At 70.4% G+C, this 15,387-nt stretch carries 13 protein-coding genes; 7 read left to right on the forward strand and 6 right to left on the reverse strand.

Annotated elements, in window-relative coordinates:
* Nucleotides 1–81 precede the first annotated feature (81 nt).
* A complete protein-coding gene (locus AWX74_RS35695) occupies nt 82–1,188 on the reverse strand; it encodes a hypothetical protein (RefSeq protein ID WP_091285891.1) in 1,107 nt (368 codons plus the stop codon).
* Nucleotides 1,189–1,625: 437 nt separating this feature from the next.
* Here AWX74_RS35695 and AWX74_RS35700 point away from each other — a divergent pair, with 437 nt between their 5' ends.
* Complete coding sequence (locus AWX74_RS35700) at nt 1,626–2,462, forward strand: Fpg/Nei family DNA glycosylase (protein WP_091285894.1); 837 nt, start codon at nt 1,626–1,628, stop codon at nt 2,460–2,462.
* A 41-nt stretch (nt 2,463–2,503) separates the two neighbouring features.
* On the opposite strand, the gene AWX74_RS35705 is transcribed toward AWX74_RS35700, so the two are convergent.
* On the reverse strand, nt 2,504–3,151 hold the full coding sequence (locus AWX74_RS35705; protein ID WP_091285897.1) for a TetR/AcrR family transcriptional regulator: 648 nt from the start codon (nt 3,149–3,151) through the stop codon (nt 2,504–2,506).
* 214 nt (nt 3,152–3,365) lie between these two features.
* Between AWX74_RS35705 and AWX74_RS35710 the strand changes: the two genes are divergently transcribed.
* Entirely contained in the window at nt 3,366–4,337 is a 972-nt protein-coding gene (locus tag AWX74_RS35710; RefSeq protein ID WP_091285900.1) for an aquaporin, read from the forward strand.
* A 508-nt stretch (nt 4,338–4,845) separates the two neighbouring features.
* Here AWX74_RS35710 and AWX74_RS35720 read toward each other — a convergent pair.
* On the reverse strand, nt 4,846–6,045 hold the full coding sequence (locus tag AWX74_RS35720) for an ABC transporter substrate-binding protein (protein WP_311984575.1): 1,200 nt from the start codon (nt 6,043–6,045) through the stop codon (nt 4,846–4,848).
* Nucleotides 6,046–7,362: 1,317 nt separating this feature from the next.
* On the opposite strand from AWX74_RS35720, the gene AWX74_RS35725 reads away from it, so the two are divergent.
* On the forward strand, nt 7,363–8,118 hold the full coding sequence (locus AWX74_RS35725) for a dienelactone hydrolase family protein (protein ID WP_091285909.1): 756 nt from the start codon (nt 7,363–7,365) through the stop codon (nt 8,116–8,118).
* Between the two features lie 100 nt (nt 8,119–8,218).
* Here the strand turns inward: AWX74_RS35725 and lysA are convergent, their stop codons facing one another.
* The gene (gene lysA / locus AWX74_RS35730) at nt 8,219–9,538 is read right to left on the reverse strand and encodes a diaminopimelate decarboxylase (RefSeq protein ID WP_091285913.1); all 1,320 of its coding nucleotides are present in this window, start codon (nt 9,536–9,538) and stop codon (nt 8,219–8,221) included.
* 622 nt (nt 9,539–10,160) lie between these two features.
* On the opposite strand from lysA, the gene AWX74_RS35735 reads away from it, so the two are divergent.
* Nucleotides 10,161–11,045, forward strand: a complete 885-nt coding sequence (locus AWX74_RS35735) for a 5'/3'-nucleotidase SurE (RefSeq protein WP_091285916.1) — start codon at nt 10,161–10,163, stop codon at nt 11,043–11,045.
* A 20-nt stretch (nt 11,046–11,065) separates the two neighbouring features.
* Here the strand turns inward: AWX74_RS35735 and AWX74_RS35740 are convergent, their stop codons facing one another.
* Entirely contained in the window at nt 11,066–12,310 is a 1,245-nt protein-coding gene (locus tag AWX74_RS35740) for an inorganic phosphate transporter (protein WP_091285919.1), read from the reverse strand.
* A gap of 661 nt (nt 12,311–12,971) precedes the next feature.
* Between AWX74_RS35740 and AWX74_RS35745 the strand changes: the two genes are divergently transcribed.
* A complete protein-coding gene (locus AWX74_RS35745) occupies nt 12,972–13,211 on the forward strand; it encodes a hypothetical protein (RefSeq protein WP_091285923.1) in 240 nt (79 codons plus the stop codon).
* On the forward strand, nt 13,208–13,459 hold the full coding sequence (locus tag AWX74_RS39705) for a hypothetical protein (protein WP_131799623.1): 252 nt from the start codon (nt 13,208–13,210) through the stop codon (nt 13,457–13,459). Before AWX74_RS35745 ends, AWX74_RS39705 begins: the two co-directional genes overlap by 4 nt.
* A gap of 142 nt (nt 13,460–13,601) precedes the next feature.
* On the opposite strand, the gene AWX74_RS35750 is transcribed toward AWX74_RS39705, so the two are convergent.
* A complete protein-coding gene (locus tag AWX74_RS35750; RefSeq protein WP_226931220.1) occupies nt 13,602–14,318 on the reverse strand; it encodes a TetR/AcrR family transcriptional regulator in 717 nt (238 codons plus the stop codon).
* A gap of 145 nt (nt 14,319–14,463) precedes the next feature.
* Here AWX74_RS35750 and AWX74_RS35755 point away from each other — a divergent pair, with 145 nt between their 5' ends.
* Nucleotides 14,464–15,015, forward strand: coding sequence for a VOC family protein (locus tag AWX74_RS35755; protein ID WP_091285926.1), 552 nt, complete (start codon nt 14,464–14,466; stop codon nt 15,013–15,015).
* Nucleotides 15,016–15,387: the final 372 nt, after the last annotated feature.

Raw genomic sequence — 15,387 nt, forward strand, 5'->3', positions numbered from 1 at the left:
ACCTTGCGAGCGACGTTCCGGGAGACCTTCCGCAGGACCTTTCGTGGGCCCCTGACCTGGGCGTTTATGGTTCCGTGCCGACTACATCCTGGTGCCGACGGCCATCAGGCCGAGCATGCCGAGGGCGACGATGATCACGGCGATGGTCATCGTCGTCGCCACCCGGACGGAGCGCTGCTCGGCGAGGTCGGCGCGGGCGGCGGCGGTCTCGTACTCGTACGGGCAGCGGGTGGAGTAGTGGTTGTCGTTCCGGCTGTTCGTGACCCGGCCCGGCAGCGGGGTGGACGGCACGACCACGCCGTTCGGGCCCTGCGAGCCGTGCACGGAGGACGGGCGGCTGCCCGCGGGGCGCTGGCCCGGCTCGCAGATCGTGTGCCAGCGTCGCAGGTCCGGCCGGATCGACGTGACGAACGAACGCGGCAGGTCGGACGAGTCGAGGTCGGCGAGGTCGGCTAGGTCGGCGAGTTCGGGGATGTCGGGCAGGCTCGTCGTACCGGGGAGCCTCGGCATCCCCGGCATGCCGGGTACCGAGACGCCGGGCGCGAAGTCGGCGATGCCCTGGCTGGCCGCTTCGGTCGCTTCGGCCGCGGCGGGTGCCGGCGCCGGCGCCGGTAGGGGAGTCGGTGCCGGTAGGGGGGTTGGTGCGGGTGCGGGAGTGGCTACGGGCGACGGAACGGGTGCGCGGCCTGGGGCTGCGGCCGGGGTGAGGCCTGGGAGCGGGGTCGGCCCGACGGGGGTCGCGGATCGGATACCGCGCAGGCCGGACCCACCGGAGCGGATGCGGCTGGCGCGCGGGCCGCGGCGCTCCGAGCTGATGATGTCCTCGCCCGGCCCGAGGCGTTCGAGCCCGAGGCGTTCGAGTCCCAGGCGTTCGAGTCCCAGGCGTTCGGGGGCGCGGTGCACCGGCCCGAGCCCGCTGGGACGTCCGCGTCGCGGCCCGCGCCGGAAGGCATCGGGGTCGATCACATCGCGGGGGCGGGGAATCCGCACAGTGCGGTCGATCGGTGCGTCGGACGAGATCGGGCTGGCCGGGTGGGCCGGGCCGGCGAGTCCGGTCGCGTCGGCGGAATCGGCTGGATCGGCCGGGCCGAACTGGTCCCGATGCGCCTGGAAGGGCATCGGCTGGAAGGGCACCGGCCGCGTGGCGGGGCCGATTGGTAGCTCGCCGGTTCCGCTTTCTCCGCCCATCGGTGACCGCTCCGTTCTGTAGGTGGCCCGGTACCCGCCGGCAGCTGCTTCACTGGCTGACGCACCTGGCCGGATGTCGACCGGTGCGCCGCCGGGAGCTCGCCGCCACCGTCGCCCGCCAACCCCCCGTTGGGGGTAGTGCGAACGTAGATGTTCACCTGTGATCGGGTAAGCCTTGTGCCAGGTGGGCATGGAAGAAGCGGATTCAGCCGTCAGAACGGCGCAACCTTTTTCATTTCGCCCAATTGCGTCCACACATCGCGGACGGCCTATCGCGCGAGCATTAGTTCGCCCTTTGTGACAGTGCTCACCAAAATTCTTTTCAGGTGGCGGCGGCGATGTCGGAGTCGCCGGGGCCGGCGGGGGCGCTGCCGCCGGTTGCCGCGCGTCGCCGCCCAGATCGGGAGGACCGCCGGGATCGGTATGCTCTGCGGGCCATGCCCGAAGGACACACTGTGCGCAGACTGGCCGACACCCACCAGCGGATGTTCGGCGGGCGGCCGGTGCGCGTCGAGAGCCCGCAGGGCCGCTTCGCCGGTGGGGCGGGCCTGCTCGACGGCCGGGTGCTGGCGCAGGCCGAGGCGTACGGCAAGCATCTGCTGCTCCGCTTCGACGACGAGCGCGTCCTGCACGTCCACCTCGGGATCTACGGCAAGTACCAGCTGGGCCCGGCTCCGGCACCGGAGCCGACGGGTGCCGTCCGGCTGCGGCTGACGTCCGACACCGGTTACGCGGACCTGCGCGGGCCGAACGCCTGTGAGCTGCTGGAGCCCGGCGAGGTGAAGGCGCTGCTCGACCGGCTGGGGCCGGACCCGCTGCGCCCGGGCGCAGACCCGGAGCCGGCGTGGCGGCGCATCGGCCGCAGCCGCACATCGGTCGCCCAGCTGCTGATGGACCAGGCGGTGGTCGCCGGGCCCGGCAACATCTACCGGGCCGAGGTGCTGTTCCGGGCAGGCGTCGACCCGTACCTGCCCGGCCGCGACCTCACCCGGGCGCAGTGGGAGCTGATCTGGTCCGATCTCGTCGAGCTGATGGCGGACGGGGTGCGGGCCGGGCGGATCGACACCGTGCGCCCGGAGCACACCCCGGAGGCGATGGGACGTCCGCCGCGGGTCGACGAACATGGCGGCGAGGTGTACGTGTATCGCCGGGCCGGGCAGCTGTGCCTGGTCTGCGAGGCGGAGGTGCGGACGGCCCGGCTGGCGGCGCGCAATCTGTTCTGGTGCCCCCGGTGCCAGCCCCGGCGGGACGGGTCAGGTCCGCGGCGCCCGTAGGAACGGCGCGGCGCGTAGGAACGCGGCGCGTAGGAAGAGGGTCAGGGGCGTAGCGCGCGTAGGAACAGCCGTACCAGCTCCCGGGTGTGGCGTTCCTGTTCCTCGGGTGGGCGCACGATGCCGAACGAGGCGAGCCGGGCGGGAGCGCCGGAGACCATGCCGAGGAAGTGCTCGGCGAGGGCGTCCGGATCGTCGGCGGCGATCGTGCCGGTGGCGTGGTGCCGGCGCAGCAGGTCGGCGACGAGCTGCTGGCGGGGCCAGACCGCCACGGTCTGGCTGCGGCGGGCCAGCTCGGGGAACCGGGAGACGTGGCTGATGGCGATCCGGCTGAATTTGATCATGGTCGGGTCGACGGCGCGCCGGACCGCCGCGTCGGCGATCGCGGTCAGGGCGCCCTCCAGATCGTCGAGGTCGGGCGGCGGCGGCTCGGGCACGGGCCAGTCCCGGCGCATGATCGCCCATTCGAACACCGCGCTGAAGACGGCCTCCTTGCTGGGGTACCGGGCGTAGAGGGAGGCCTTGGTGGTGCCGGCGGCGCGGGCGATCGCGTCCATGGACGTGCCCTCGTAGCCGAGGTCCAGGAACAGCCGCAGGGCATGTTCGCGGACGACCTCGTTGAGCCGTTCGGTCTCCTCCCGGCTGGGTCGACCTCCCCGGCGAGGCCGTGCCTGCGGAGGGGGCGACGACATCACGCCCTGCAGTGTGGCAGACGGTGCCCGGGGCGCCGAGACCTCGCGTCCAGCGCATATCACCTGACGGGATCTAAAAATCGCTCTATGTGATATCCGGGTTGATGTTTAGGGCTGGTTGACGTTTTGGTTCACCCTCAGTGGGTGAACCAGATACTACGGGTATCCGTCCCGTCGCAGGTGAACGTTCGTTTTGAATCGGGCGGGGGAGGCAATGAGACGTTTTGTCGCCGAAGGGCTCGGCACCTTCGCATTGGTGCTGGCCGGCGTCGGCACGGCTGTGCTTGGTGGTATGGGTGTGGGAGTTCTCGAGATCTCGCTGGCGTTCGGGCTGGCACTCGTGGCGCTGATCTACACGATCGGGCCGATCTCCGGGTGCCATGTCAATCCGGCGGTCACGGTGGGCCTGCTCGCCGCCCGCCGCATCGGGCCCCGGGTCGCGGCCGGCTACATCGTCGCGCAGTGCATCGGCGCGATCATCGCCGCCGGGGTCGTGTGGTTCATAGCCGATACCAACGCCGTCGGCTATTCCGCGTCCGCGCAGGGGCTGGGTGCCAACGGCTTCGGGGCGCACTCACCAGGCGGGTTCGGCTGGGCCGGAGCGTTCGTCATCGAGATCCTGGTGACCGGGCTGCTGGTGCTGGCGGTGCTCGTCGCCACCGACCTGTGGGCGCCGCTCGGCGTCGCCGGGCTGGCCATCGGCGTCACGCTGGCCGCCGCCAACCTGATCGCGATTCCGGTCGACGGCGCGTCAGTCAACCCGGCCCGCAGCCTCGGGCCGGCGGTGTTCGTCGGCGGCTGGGCGCTGAGCCAGCTCTGGTTGTTCATCGTCGCTCCGGTGATCGGAGCGTTGCTGGCTGTGGCCGTGCACTCCGTGCTGCGGCCCCCGTGGCAGGTGCGTCCGAAGCTCGCCACCCCGTTGCCCGACGAGTCGCTGCACGAGATCGCGCGGGAGACGGCGCGTCTCATCGGCAACGGCCACGGCGAGGGAGACGGCCATAGCCATGGCGATGGCGTGCGTGTCGGTGCGAGTGTCAGCAGCGACAGTGACGGTACGCGCGCCAGTGGCGACGGTGCCCGGACCCGAGCGGGAGCGGGAGCGGGCGACTTTGACGGGGCGCCACTGAGCTCCACCGGGCGTCTGGGCTCCACCGGGCGTTCCGAGGTCGATCGCGGACCGCGTTGATGACGAAGGGCCGGGCCGGGAAGGCCCGGCCCTTCCCTGCGCGGCGACTGCCAAGGGCGTTCGTTCCGGAACGTGTAGCAGAATCCCGAGCGGCGCTGCCGGCGCTGAAGCTGCTGCCGAGCAAGACCTGAGGATTCTGGCCGTTGGGACGACGAAGATCCCTTGATCTTCGGGCTGTGGCTTCCTGACTGCGGCTGCTGTCGGGCAAGATCTGAGGATCGTGGTCGCCAGAACGACCAGAATCCTCAGATCTTCGGCTGGCTCGGTGGTGCCCGGTCTCGTTCAGGCCCGGGTGCGGGCTACGGCTCGCCCTCTGGCTACGGCTCGCCCTCTGGCTCGCGCTCGCGCTCCGGCTCGGCGGCGGTCGGCAGCGAGAGCACCATGGTCAGGCCGCCGCCGGGTGTCTCGTCCGGGGTCAGGGTGCCGCCCATGGCCTCGGTGAGCCCGCGCGACAGTGCCAGGCCCAGCCACCGCCGGCCCCCCGGGGGCCGGCGGCGGCGCGGGCCGGCTAGCCCGTGGTTCCGTTGGCGCAGACCCGCTGGCTGTCGAGCTGGAAGGCGGTGCCGTCCGGGCTGACCCGGACGAACGCGTTGCACTGCAGCGGCTGGTTCGCGATGTTGGCGAGGTTCACCGGTTCGACCAGGCCGCCGCCGTCGTAGTCGGCCACCTTGCGCAGCCCGTCGATGAAGCCCTCGCGGGTCGGGCAGTCGCCGGCGGCCTGCAGCCCGCGGATGAACAGGTCGGCATAGAGATAGCCGTACATCGCGAACTGCTGTTCGGGATCCACCACCGCCGGAGAGAAACGCGCCATCGCCGCCCGGTACTGCTCGATGGGAGCACCACCGGCCTCGAAGGGGCGGAAGTTCACCGCCATCGCGACATTGGCCAGGGCAGGGCCGTAGGCGCGCAGCACGCTGTGGTCGTAGCCCGTGAGTGAGACGACGCTGACGAGCGGAACATTTCTGGCCTGGGCCGCCTGCATTATCTCGGCGAGATCCCTGGGGTCGGTGAACGCAACTATGGAATCGGCCCCGGAGCTTTCCAGTAGCTGAGCGACCCGGACCGGGCTGTCAACGCCTGATGTATAGGAGATGATATCGGGGTTGGTGGAGAGACCGGCACCCTGGAACGAGGCCTGATATTTCGCGATTATCTGTCGGGTGAAATCCTCCGACCCGGACATCAGAAAGGCCACCCTGTCGCCCTGGTGGCCCTGGATGTAGCGGGCGGTAATCTCCGGTGAGACGTCGTATATGAAGGAGAAGAGGTTGCTGTAGCTTCCCCAGCCCGACTGGACGAGCCCCGTGACGGGAATCTGTTGCTTCGCCAGGCCGTCCAGTGCGCTGGCAAGGGAGCTGGACGTCGAGATGAGGCCGAAGACATTCTCCTTCTGCACCAGCTCGGTCGCACCCCGCCGGGCGCCTTCGTCGGAGGATTCGTCATCCCGCCAGGTGTAGACGATGCGCCGGCCGTTGACGCCGCCCTGCTCGTTGATCAGGCCGAGCCTGGCGTCGATCCCGGCGCGTGCCGAGGCCAGCGAGCTGCTGCCGGTGCCCGAGTCCGTGTAGACGAGCCCGATCCGCACCTGGTCCGCCGTGACCCCGGGCGCGGCGCAGGCCGCGCTGGCCCCGTGCTGGCTGCCCTCCGAGCCCGCTCCCGAGCCCGAGCATCCGGCGATGACGGCGGTCAACGCGGCGACAATTCCCACCGCGGGATGCCTTGTCAGTCGGCCTAAGTACATCAATTTCCCCCAGTAGGCAGATGGCGATGGCGACGGGAAGGCCGGCTGCGGAGGCAAGGGCATGGCAGAGCGGGCCAGGCAGTGCTTGGGCGCGGGTCGGTGACGCCATCGAAACGTTCATTAATGGTGAATGGTCGGCCGATGGTAGCAGGTCGCCTCTGCCAGCTCCCAGGCTCGTTTGCCCTCGGTCGGGTTCGCCTCCGGATGGGCGTGGTTCCGCGCGGGCGTCGGAACCGGTTACCCGCCCCGGTCGGGGAAGTTGATCCGGGGACCGTCCTGGATCGAACCCGTATAAGCGATCTTCTGCCTGGTGTGAGGCGCCACGGTGGTACCGGGCTGGTAGGAGATGGGTGAGTATCCGGAAACTCTCTGGTGTTACCGGTTGAAATCTTTCCCTGGGGCGGGGAAATGTATCGGATTCTGATCGAGGTCATTGCGTGGTCGCCGGCAGGAGAAATAGGTGGCCCTGGTGAGGCTGGGTCCGACAGAACTCGGGCGGGTGGCATCGAAAATCACGGAAGGTGGTGAGGGCCGGCCGGGCGGGGATCATCCTGGCTGGCGCGAACCCCGGTGCGCGCGGCTGGTGGCGGGCGGGAACCGCGACGAGGGCCTGCTGGCCACCGCCCGGCGGAACGACTCCCGGTATGTGGAGGAAATGCGTCCGGTACTTGTGGTGTTGGGAGCGGCGGGCCGGCCGACCAACCGGCCGGCCGGCCGGTATTCGACAGGCTGCCGGCCGGGAGGAGGTTTCCGGCGGATCCGGCTGATACCCGAGCGTGCGCGCGACCGCGGCATCGTCACCGTCGGACGCGAAACGGCGGTGCGTTCTTCGCTCGGGGGAATTTCACTTCCAGATTCACGGTGGAGATAGATACAGCACAGAGAATATCGATCTCTCAGAAGAGAACCATCCTCGACACGAAGAGTTGACGATGTTCGGTCTCCGGGAGCGTGCGGAAAAAGCCCCGATCTTCGGGCCGCCGCTGCTGCCGCTGCTGCCGAGTAGGACCTGAGGATCCTGGCCGCCGGAACGACCGAAATCGTCGGATCTTTGCGCTGCGGCTTCGGGCGGCCGCCGCTGGCGGATCCGGGCCACCGAGCTCTTCGGCCTGGCTGCCCGGATTCACCCGTCGGCGGGACGGAACCGGGGTGTTTGGTTACAACCCGTCCGATCTTTCGGATCTTTCCGATGTGTCTAATTTGTCCGATCTGTTCAGCAGGGCGCGGGCACGCCTGAGCCCTACTGGTCGACCGGGTCGGTGTCGCATATGTCCAAGGTCGTGAATGATGTCCGGTGTGGCGGTGAAGACGGTTCGTGTCGGGTCCGTGCCGTTGAGCGTGGCGGCCCCCGCCGCCGGCGTGACGCCGCATGGTGGGGTCATCGTGGTGGGGGACGCCCGGGGCGTCACCGGCTATGTGCTCTCGGTCTGCGAGCAGCTCCGTGACCTGGGCTGGCTCGCGCTCGCTCCGCACATCTATCACCGCGACGGTGTCACGGAGGTGCCGCTGGCCGAGGGCGCGGCGCGGATGCGCACGCTGACGGCGCGCGGTCTCGACGAGGACATCGAGGCCGGCCTGACCTGGTCGGCCGAGGCCGGGATCGCGCGGGCGGCGACAGCGGTCATCGGGTTCTGCATGGGCGGCACGGCCGCCTTCCTGGCTGCGGCGCGGCACCGCCTCGCGGCCGCGGTGTCGTTTTACGGCGGAGCTGTCAGCGAGCCCTACTGGGCCGACGCGCCGCCGCTGCTTGCGGTCGCGGGCGAGCTGCGCACCCCCTGGCTCGGCCTGTACGGGGAGAACGACACCTGGGTCACCCTCGGCGAGATCGGTTCCCTGCGGGCGGCGACGCGGAAGGCTCACGTCCCCACCGAGCTGGTGAGCTATCCGGGCGCGCAGCACGCGTTCCACACCCCGGAGCGCCCGGCGACCCACGACCCGGCCGCGGCGCGTGATGCCTGGGAGCGGATGCTCCGCTGGCTGCACACCCATTCCGGGGCGGAGTCGGACTCCGCCCCGGCGGCGTCGGAGGCCACCGGCTGATCCGGTGGCCGCCCGGCCCACGCAGGACCGTGCGGGCCAGACAGACCGTGCGGGCCAGGCCGTGCGGGCCAGACAGACCGTGCGGGCCAGGCCGCGCGGGCTAGGAGGGCAGGGACGGCGGGGTGTCGTCGGGGAACTCGAGCGCCACCAGGTCGTCGTAGGTCTCGCGCCGCCGCACCAGTTTCACGTCCGCGCCCTGGATGAGGACCTCGGCCGGCCGGAGCTGGCTGTTGTAGTTGCTCGTCATCGTCATTCCGTAGGCGCCGGCCGTGAAGATCGCGACGAGATCGCCGGCGACCATTGCCGGCAGCGCCCGGCCTTTCGCCAGATAATCGCTCGACTCGCAGATCGGGCCGACCACGTCATACGCGACGAGATCGTCGACTGATTCCTGGTCGCGAGAGCTGGGAATCGCCCCGTTTACCGGGCTGACCGGCCACATGAAGTGATAGCTGTCATACATTGCGGCCCGGGCGATGTGCGTCATACCCGCGTCGATCACGACGAGTTCCCGTTCGCCGGCCTGCTTGCGGTAACGCACGGCGGCGAGCAGGACGCCCGCGTTGGCCGCGATGGTGCGGCCCGGCTCGAAGATGATCTGGCCGCCGCGGTGGACGAAGCCCTCCAGCCGGGGGCAGATGGCGTCGGCGAACTCATCCCAGCCCGGAGCGCTGCCCTCGGTGTACTCGGCGGGGAAGCCGCCACCGAGGTTGATCGTGGTGACCGGGTTCCCGGCGGCCTCGATGTCGGCGACCAGGGCGAGCACCCGCTCGATCGCCATCGCGTAGACCTGCGGGTCGAAGATGGGGCTGCCGATGTGGACATGGATGCCCTCGGGCCGCAGGAAACCGTCGCCGGCCGCGCGGCTGAACAGGGCCGCGGCCCGCTCGATGTCCACCCCGAACTTGACGCCCCGGACCGCGGTGGTCGTCCGGGCCGGTGTGCGCAGGTCAGGGGCGATGTCGGGGTTGACCCGGATGGCCAGGCGGGGACGTCCGCCCTCCTCCCGCGCGATGCGGGCCAGGAGCGCGACCTCCTCCTCGGACTCCACGTTGATGCAGCGGATGTCACGCCGCACCGCCTCGCGCAGCTCGTCGGCCGACTTGCCCACGCCGGCCAGGACGATGCGCTCAGGGTCGACGCCGGCGAGCAGGGCCCGGTGCAGCTCGCCGCCGCTGACCGTGTCAATCCCGGCGCCCTGGTCGCCGAGGAGGCGGAGCAGGTGCACATTGCTCAGCGCCTTGGCGGAGAAACAGATGAGGGGATCGATCGACTCGAAGGCCTTGGCGAACCGGACGTAGTGGTCGACGAGCGTCGAGGCCGAGTAGACATACGTAGGAGTACCGAATTTCTCGGCAACCTCACGCAACGGCGTCTGTTCGCACCACAAGGTGCCGTCGCGAAAAGAAAATTCGTCCATCTCATCCTCACCGTGATGGCCGGTGCCGGCCTACCCGGAACTATCACCGGGCTCGGTGGCAAAGGCTGACTAGAGGCTACGGCAAGGATCGTTGGTGCCCCGTGCACGGATGACCGTTCTGTGCGGCGGAGATCGGTCGTGGCGGATGACGCCGACGGGGAGCTGTCGTCTCGCGGCGACCTGAGGCGGTCGACCTGTGGCCGGCGGTGACCGTCACTTCGCGTGATCGGTGGCTGCGCGGCTGGACGTGCGGGTGATGGCGCCGTCGGCCACCGGCTGGCTGATCTCCCCGACGTCCCGAGGTTGTCGACGTGGCCAACAGCGCGAGGCGGCGCAGTGAACGGCGACCCTCCACCCACCACCATCCCGTCGAATCGGGTGACTCAGTTGAGAAGTGTGGCCATACTCTCGAACGTCGCAGGTGGAGGGGCATGCACGGGCTCGCCCGAGCCGGCGCATGCCCGGCGGGGACGACGGGGTCACGTTCGCGTTGACATCGCTCGCGACTTCTGCCGTTCGCGACGACTGACGTTCGCGGTTACCGAAGGGGAACACAGTGCTGGGTGCTGGTCGGTGGGGTGGGGACTCGGGATCAACCCGCGGGCGCCGGCAGGCGACGGCGGTGTTGCTCGCGGCGCTGGTCGCCGGTGCCGGTGCCGCCGGCTGCGGAGGCGATGAGAAAGCCGATGGCTCGCCGGTGACGACCAGTGCGAGCCCGACCGGCCCCGCGCCCATCGACATCCTGGTGACCAACGACGACGGGGTCGGCGCGGCCGGGATCGACGCGGTCGTCAACGGCCTGAAGGCGCTGCCCGCCGTGACGGTGACCGTCGTCGCGCCCGCGGCGAACCAGTCCGGTAGCGGTGGCAAGACGACCCAGCCGACGCCCCCGCACCACGATGCCGCCACCGCCAGCGGAGTTGCCGCGACGGCCGTTGACGGATTCCCGGCCGACTCCGTTCTGGTGGCGTTGGACGTTCTCGGGCTCAAGCCGGACGTCGTCGTCTCCGGTATCAACCAGGGCCAGAACCTTGGGCCGGTGGTCGACCTCTCCGGGACTGTCGGTGCCGCCCGCGCCGCGGCGTCCCGCGGCATTCCGGCGATCGCGACGAGCCTGGGCCTGGCGGACAGCTATGACTACAGCGCAGGCGTCACGCTCGTCGTCGACTGGGTCACCAAGCACCGGGCCGAGTTCGCCGACACCGCGACGTCCGCGCGCACGCAGGAGAGCCTCGCGAACCTCAACATTCCGAACTGCGCCGCGGGCGGGAAGCTCCGCGGCCTCAAGCAACTGCCCACCCAGACGGCTCCTGACCTGAACAGCGCGATCGCGGCGGGTGCGATCAGCAAGCAGGACTGCTCCTCGACCGCGGAGCCGGCCGAGGAGGTGCCGGTGTTCAACGCGGGCTATGCGACCCTGACCGACATCCCGGTGGCCCCGTCCCCGTCCCCGTCCTCTTCGGCTTCGGCGGCCCCGGCAGCGGTGCCCTCGCCGACCGCCTCCTGATCCACCGCGCCGCGAATCGCTCACAGCGGAGGGCCGCGGCCGGTACCCCGCGAGGAGGCGCTCCGGCCCTCCTCGCGGACCCCCTCATGCCCGTAGACGATCACCGAGCCGGCTCCGGGCCGCACCGGCACCGCTGTCTCGCCGCCTGGGCCGGCGGCGAGCTCGGCGCTGATGTCGGACGCCCGCGGCGCGTTGCGCAGGGCGAGCCAGAGCGCGCCGAGCAGGGCCAGCAGCAGGGTGGTGACGAGTCCGATCGCGAGCGGGTGGACCGGGATCGTCGTCAGGGCGTACACGGCGGCCGCGCAGCCGGCCGAGAACGGGATCGTGACGATCCAGGCGATGGCGAGCCGGCCGAACACCGACCAGTTCACCGGCGCGCCCCCGTTCGCGCTGCCGACCCCGGTGATGGCGCCGGCGACGGTGTGGGTGGTCGAGACCGGGGCACCGACCGCGGTCGAGGCGAAGATGGCCGCCGCCGCGGACGTCTCCGCCGCGAACCCGCTGACGGGGCGCAGCTCGGTGATGCTCATGCCCATCGTGCGGACCAGCCGCCAGCCGCCTGACAGGGTGCCGGCGGCGATCGCCGCATGCGCCGCGAGCACCACCCACATCGGGATGTCGAGATGGTCGCCGCCCTCGAGGTGACCGGTCGCGACGAGCGTCGCGGCGATCACGCCCATCGTCTTCTGCGCGTCGTTGCCGCCGTGCCCGAGCGAGATCGCCGCCGACGACGCCAGCTGCGCGACCCGGAATCCGCGTTCGGTGCGGGCGACGTCGCGCCGGGCGAGGACCAGGCGCATCAGGGCCATCAACAGGTATCCGACCACCAGCCCCGCGATCGGTGAGATGACCACGAACAGCGCGGTCTTCTGCAGGCTGGAGGCCCGGATCGCGTCGGTGCCGGCGGCGGCCAGCCCGGCTCCCACCAGGCCGCCGACGAGCGCGTGTGACGACGACGTCGGGACGCCGACGTACCAGGAGAGGTAGTTCCAGGTGATCGCCCCCAGCAGCGCCGCGAAGATCACGGCGAGGCTGACGTACGGCTCCTTCACGGTTGCCGCGACGGTGTTCGCGACCAGGGTGCCGAAGATCGTGAACGCGATCAGGTTGAACATCGCGGCCCAGGCGACCGCCCAGCGTGGCGGCAGCACCCGCGTCGCGACCACGGTCGAGATCGCGTTCGCCGCGTCGTGGAAGCCATTGGTGTAGTCGAACAACAGTGCGAGCGCGATCAGTCCCGCCAGTGAGACCGTCGTGAGGTCCACGCCGTCGCGTTACCCGGCCGAGGGTGAGTCGAAAGGCGGCCGGAGGGTGAGCCCGGGTGCGAGCTGTCCGGCCGCCCGGCCGCCCGCTGGTCGGTGGTCGGTGGCCGGTGGCCGTCCGGCGGCTGTCGGGCCGCTGGGTTGTCGGTGGGTGGTGTGGTGGCGGTTACCCGTGTTGCCGGCACATCTCGTGATGGATCATGGGAATCCGCCTGAAGCGGCAGCATGCCACGTAGTTGGCCGTCCGAGGCCCGTCGCGGGCTGGTATCTGGCCGTAACACGGCGGCTACCTTTCATGCCCGACTGTCAGACGTCACACCCGAAAACGGGGAAAGCTCTACGTTTCCACTACCCCGAACGGGGGTTGGTGGTGACGGTGTTGGTGTTCCCGGCACCTTCCGGATGCCACCGGCTCCCCGTTCGGGGGAGGGGGGCGGCCAGAGCGTCGCGGGTCAGCGGGTATGGGCCCCGGCACAACAGGGAGGTAGGCGGCCTTGATGGATGGGCAGGGTGCTGGCGGGGATGCCAGGGTTGGCGTGGTGGCTGTCTCGCCGTGTCATGCAGTCAGGATCAACACATCAACAGACAGGCAACTGTTGTGGTGGGTGAGGGGCGGGTTCTCCGGATCCCGTGCTCCGCGGCCGCGGCATGAGCTGGGTGCCGCATGAGCGGCCGGCACAGCGCGCGGCGGCGGGCGGCCGGGCCTGTCCGCAGCCGGCAGGTCGACCGGGCCTACCGGGCGTTTCGCGCCCAGGTCGCGGACCGGGCCTGCGGCCCGGCGCGTCCTGTGCTCCGAGACGCCGCCGACCGCAGGTCCGCGCTGCTCGCCACCACGGCCAGCCTGATGACGATCGCGCTCGCCTTCGGGATGCTCGGTCTGATGGCCTTCGGATCCGCGGCATGAGCGGGTCGGGGTCCAGCCCGGTCGGGCGATGCGCCGGCAGGCCGCTGTCCCTGCGCGGCGGCCGACCAGGCGTCCAGGCAGGCGCCCAGGCGGGTGGCCAGGCAGGCGGCCAGGCGGGCCGGGTGATCCGTCCGTCCGCGAAGGCCCGGACGCCCGTCTTCCTGACGCGAACCTGCCTGGTCCTGTCGCGGCATCCCGTTCCCGCCCCGCCCTACCCGCGCGGGGACAGCGGGGCCCGCGAGGCCTGACTCCGCCCCTTTCCGGCTCGGCGTGGTCTGACCTGTTACGGCTTGTTGGAGTCCACCGCGGACGGCATCGCCCGACACGAGTTGATGTCGGACGATGCCGTCCGCGGTGGCGTCCGCCGTGAGCCAGGGGTTGGGGCGGGGCTCAGTCGGCCTGGGCGAGGTGGTCGGCCTGAGCGAGGTGGTCGGCCGGCGCCACGTGCTTGGCTGGCGGCAGTTGCCGGAATCCGGCGATAAGCACGGCGATGTCCGCGGAGACGACCTCGGTGAACGAGCTGCCGGCGTAGGCGCCGGCGGCCCAGTGGCGAGCACCCTCGCTGATCAGGGACTGCGCCAGCCGCGCCAGCCGTGCCGCGTCGACGTGTGGGGGCAGCTCTCCGGCGGCCACCGCGCGCTCGAAGAGCTCGCCGAGGATCAGCGTCGATCGGGAGGGCACCTCGCCGGAGGAGGTGAGGGCCCGGTACTCGTAGCGGAGGCCTTCGAGGACCATCTCCATGATCAGTTCGGGTGGGTTCCGGCGCATCGACCGCTCGAGTGAGCTCAGCGTCGCGGTGACGACCGCGGAGATCTCGTACGGGCCGTGGGACAGCTCCCGCGCCGTGTCCCTGGCCGCGTCGGTGGACTGCATGCTGATCTCGAAAAGCAGGTCCTCCTTGCGCGGGAAGTAGAAGTAGAACAGCCCCTTGGAAACCCCGGCCGCCCGGCAGATGTCGGCGACCGTGGTCTCTGCGTACCCGTTGGCACGCCACAGCGCGAGCGCCGCCTGGACCAGCACGCGCTTGGTCTCGCGTGATCGAGCCTGCTGGTAGGACGCGCGCCGCTGACCACGGTCAGCACCTGTGCTGGCTCCTCCGGCGGTCATCGCGCGATTCTAACGCCGTTCGAGAATGTTGACTCGATTTCAATTGCCGGATTAGCGTTGACCGGCGGCCGGCCGGACGCCCGGACAAGCGCACCGACGTCCGCCGGGTCGCACCTGGAGCCCCTCGCACCCTGGGAGCGTCGCCGTGCCGGTCGCTGGCCTGCCTACCTCGATCAATCCGAACGTCCTGCCCGGAGTGGTCCGTCAGAACGGGTACGTCGTGCGCGATCTCGACGCCACGATCGCCGCCTGGCTGAGCCTGGGGATCGGCCCGTGGTACGTGCTGCGCGAGCGTCCCCAGACCGGGCTTTACCGCGGCCAGGAATGCGAGGTGACGGTGTCGGTGGCGTTCGCGAACAGTGGCGACCTGCAGCTTGAGCTTATTGCGCAGCACGGTGACGAGCCCAGCATCTACACCGAGTTCCTCGAGTCCGGGCAGGAGGGCTACCACCAGCTCGCCTTCTGGGCGCCGGACTTCGACGCGACCATGAGCGCGGTGACGGCGGCCGGCCTGCCAGTCGTGTGGTCGGGCGGCGGCGACGGGGGAACCCGCTTCGCCTACGTCGAACCGCCGGCGGGTCCGGCGACCATCATCGAGATCATGGAGCTCAATCCCGCGACCGAGGGCCTGGCCGGTCTCGTCCGTGCGGCGGCCGAGAACTGGGACGGCAGCGACCCGGTCCGCTCGATCGGCTGAGGCCCCGTCCAAAGGGCTGAGGCCCCCGTCCGAAGTGCGGAGGCTCCGAGCCCCGGCCTGCCGCCTCCGCCGCTGCTCGCGAGCAAGGGTCGCCAGGCCGCTGCGCTGGCCTCCACGGATGCAGGGAAAAATAGGGCCGGGTCGCCTGGTAAGCCGGTGATTCTGTGATGCCGGTGAGCTCGTGAAGCAAGGCTGGCGATGGAGGCCGGTTCCGGGACTACGGTTTGTGCCATGGCAGCCGCCCCTGGCGGCTGCCGGGAGCACGTGTGTCAGATTCGCCCGTTCCCTGGTCTCTCCAGGCGACCCGATGTCCACCGATGGTCATCGGGTCGAAGGGGGCGGCGTTGGGCCGGCAGGACGTCAAGGACGAGG

The sequence above is a fragment of the Parafrankia irregularis genome (genome assembly GCF_001536285.1).
Classification (GTDB): Bacteria; Actinomycetota; Actinomycetes; order Frankiales; family Frankiaceae; genus Parafrankia; species Parafrankia irregularis.

Coding starts and splice junctions, on each gene's coding strand:
- AWX74_RS35695 (WP_091285891.1), bottom strand. CDS start 1,188: ATGGGCGGAGAAAGCGGAACCGGCGAGCTACCAATCGGCCCCGCCACG.
- AWX74_RS35700 (WP_091285894.1), top strand. CDS start 1,626: ATGCCCGAAGGACACACTGTGCGCAGACTGGCCGACACCCACCAGCGG.
- AWX74_RS35705 (WP_091285897.1), bottom strand. CDS start 3,151: ATGTCGTCGCCCCCTCCGCAGGCACGGCCTCGCCGGGGAGGTCGACCC.
- AWX74_RS35710 (WP_091285900.1), top strand. CDS start 3,366: ATGAGACGTTTTGTCGCCGAAGGGCTCGGCACCTTCGCATTGGTGCTG.
- AWX74_RS35725 (WP_091285909.1), top strand. CDS start 7,363: ATGATGTCCGGTGTGGCGGTGAAGACGGTTCGTGTCGGGTCCGTGCCG.
- lysA (WP_091285913.1), bottom strand. CDS start 9,538: ATGGACGAATTTTCTTTTCGCGACGGCACCTTGTGGTGCGAACAGACG.
- AWX74_RS35745 (WP_091285923.1), top strand. CDS start 12,972: ATGAGCGGCCGGCACAGCGCGCGGCGGCGGGCGGCCGGGCCTGTCCGC.
- AWX74_RS39705 (WP_131799623.1), top strand. CDS start 13,208: ATGAGCGGGTCGGGGTCCAGCCCGGTCGGGCGATGCGCCGGCAGGCCG.
- AWX74_RS35750 (WP_226931220.1), bottom strand. CDS start 14,318: ATGACCGCCGGAGGAGCCAGCACAGGTGCTGACCGTGGTCAGCGGCGC.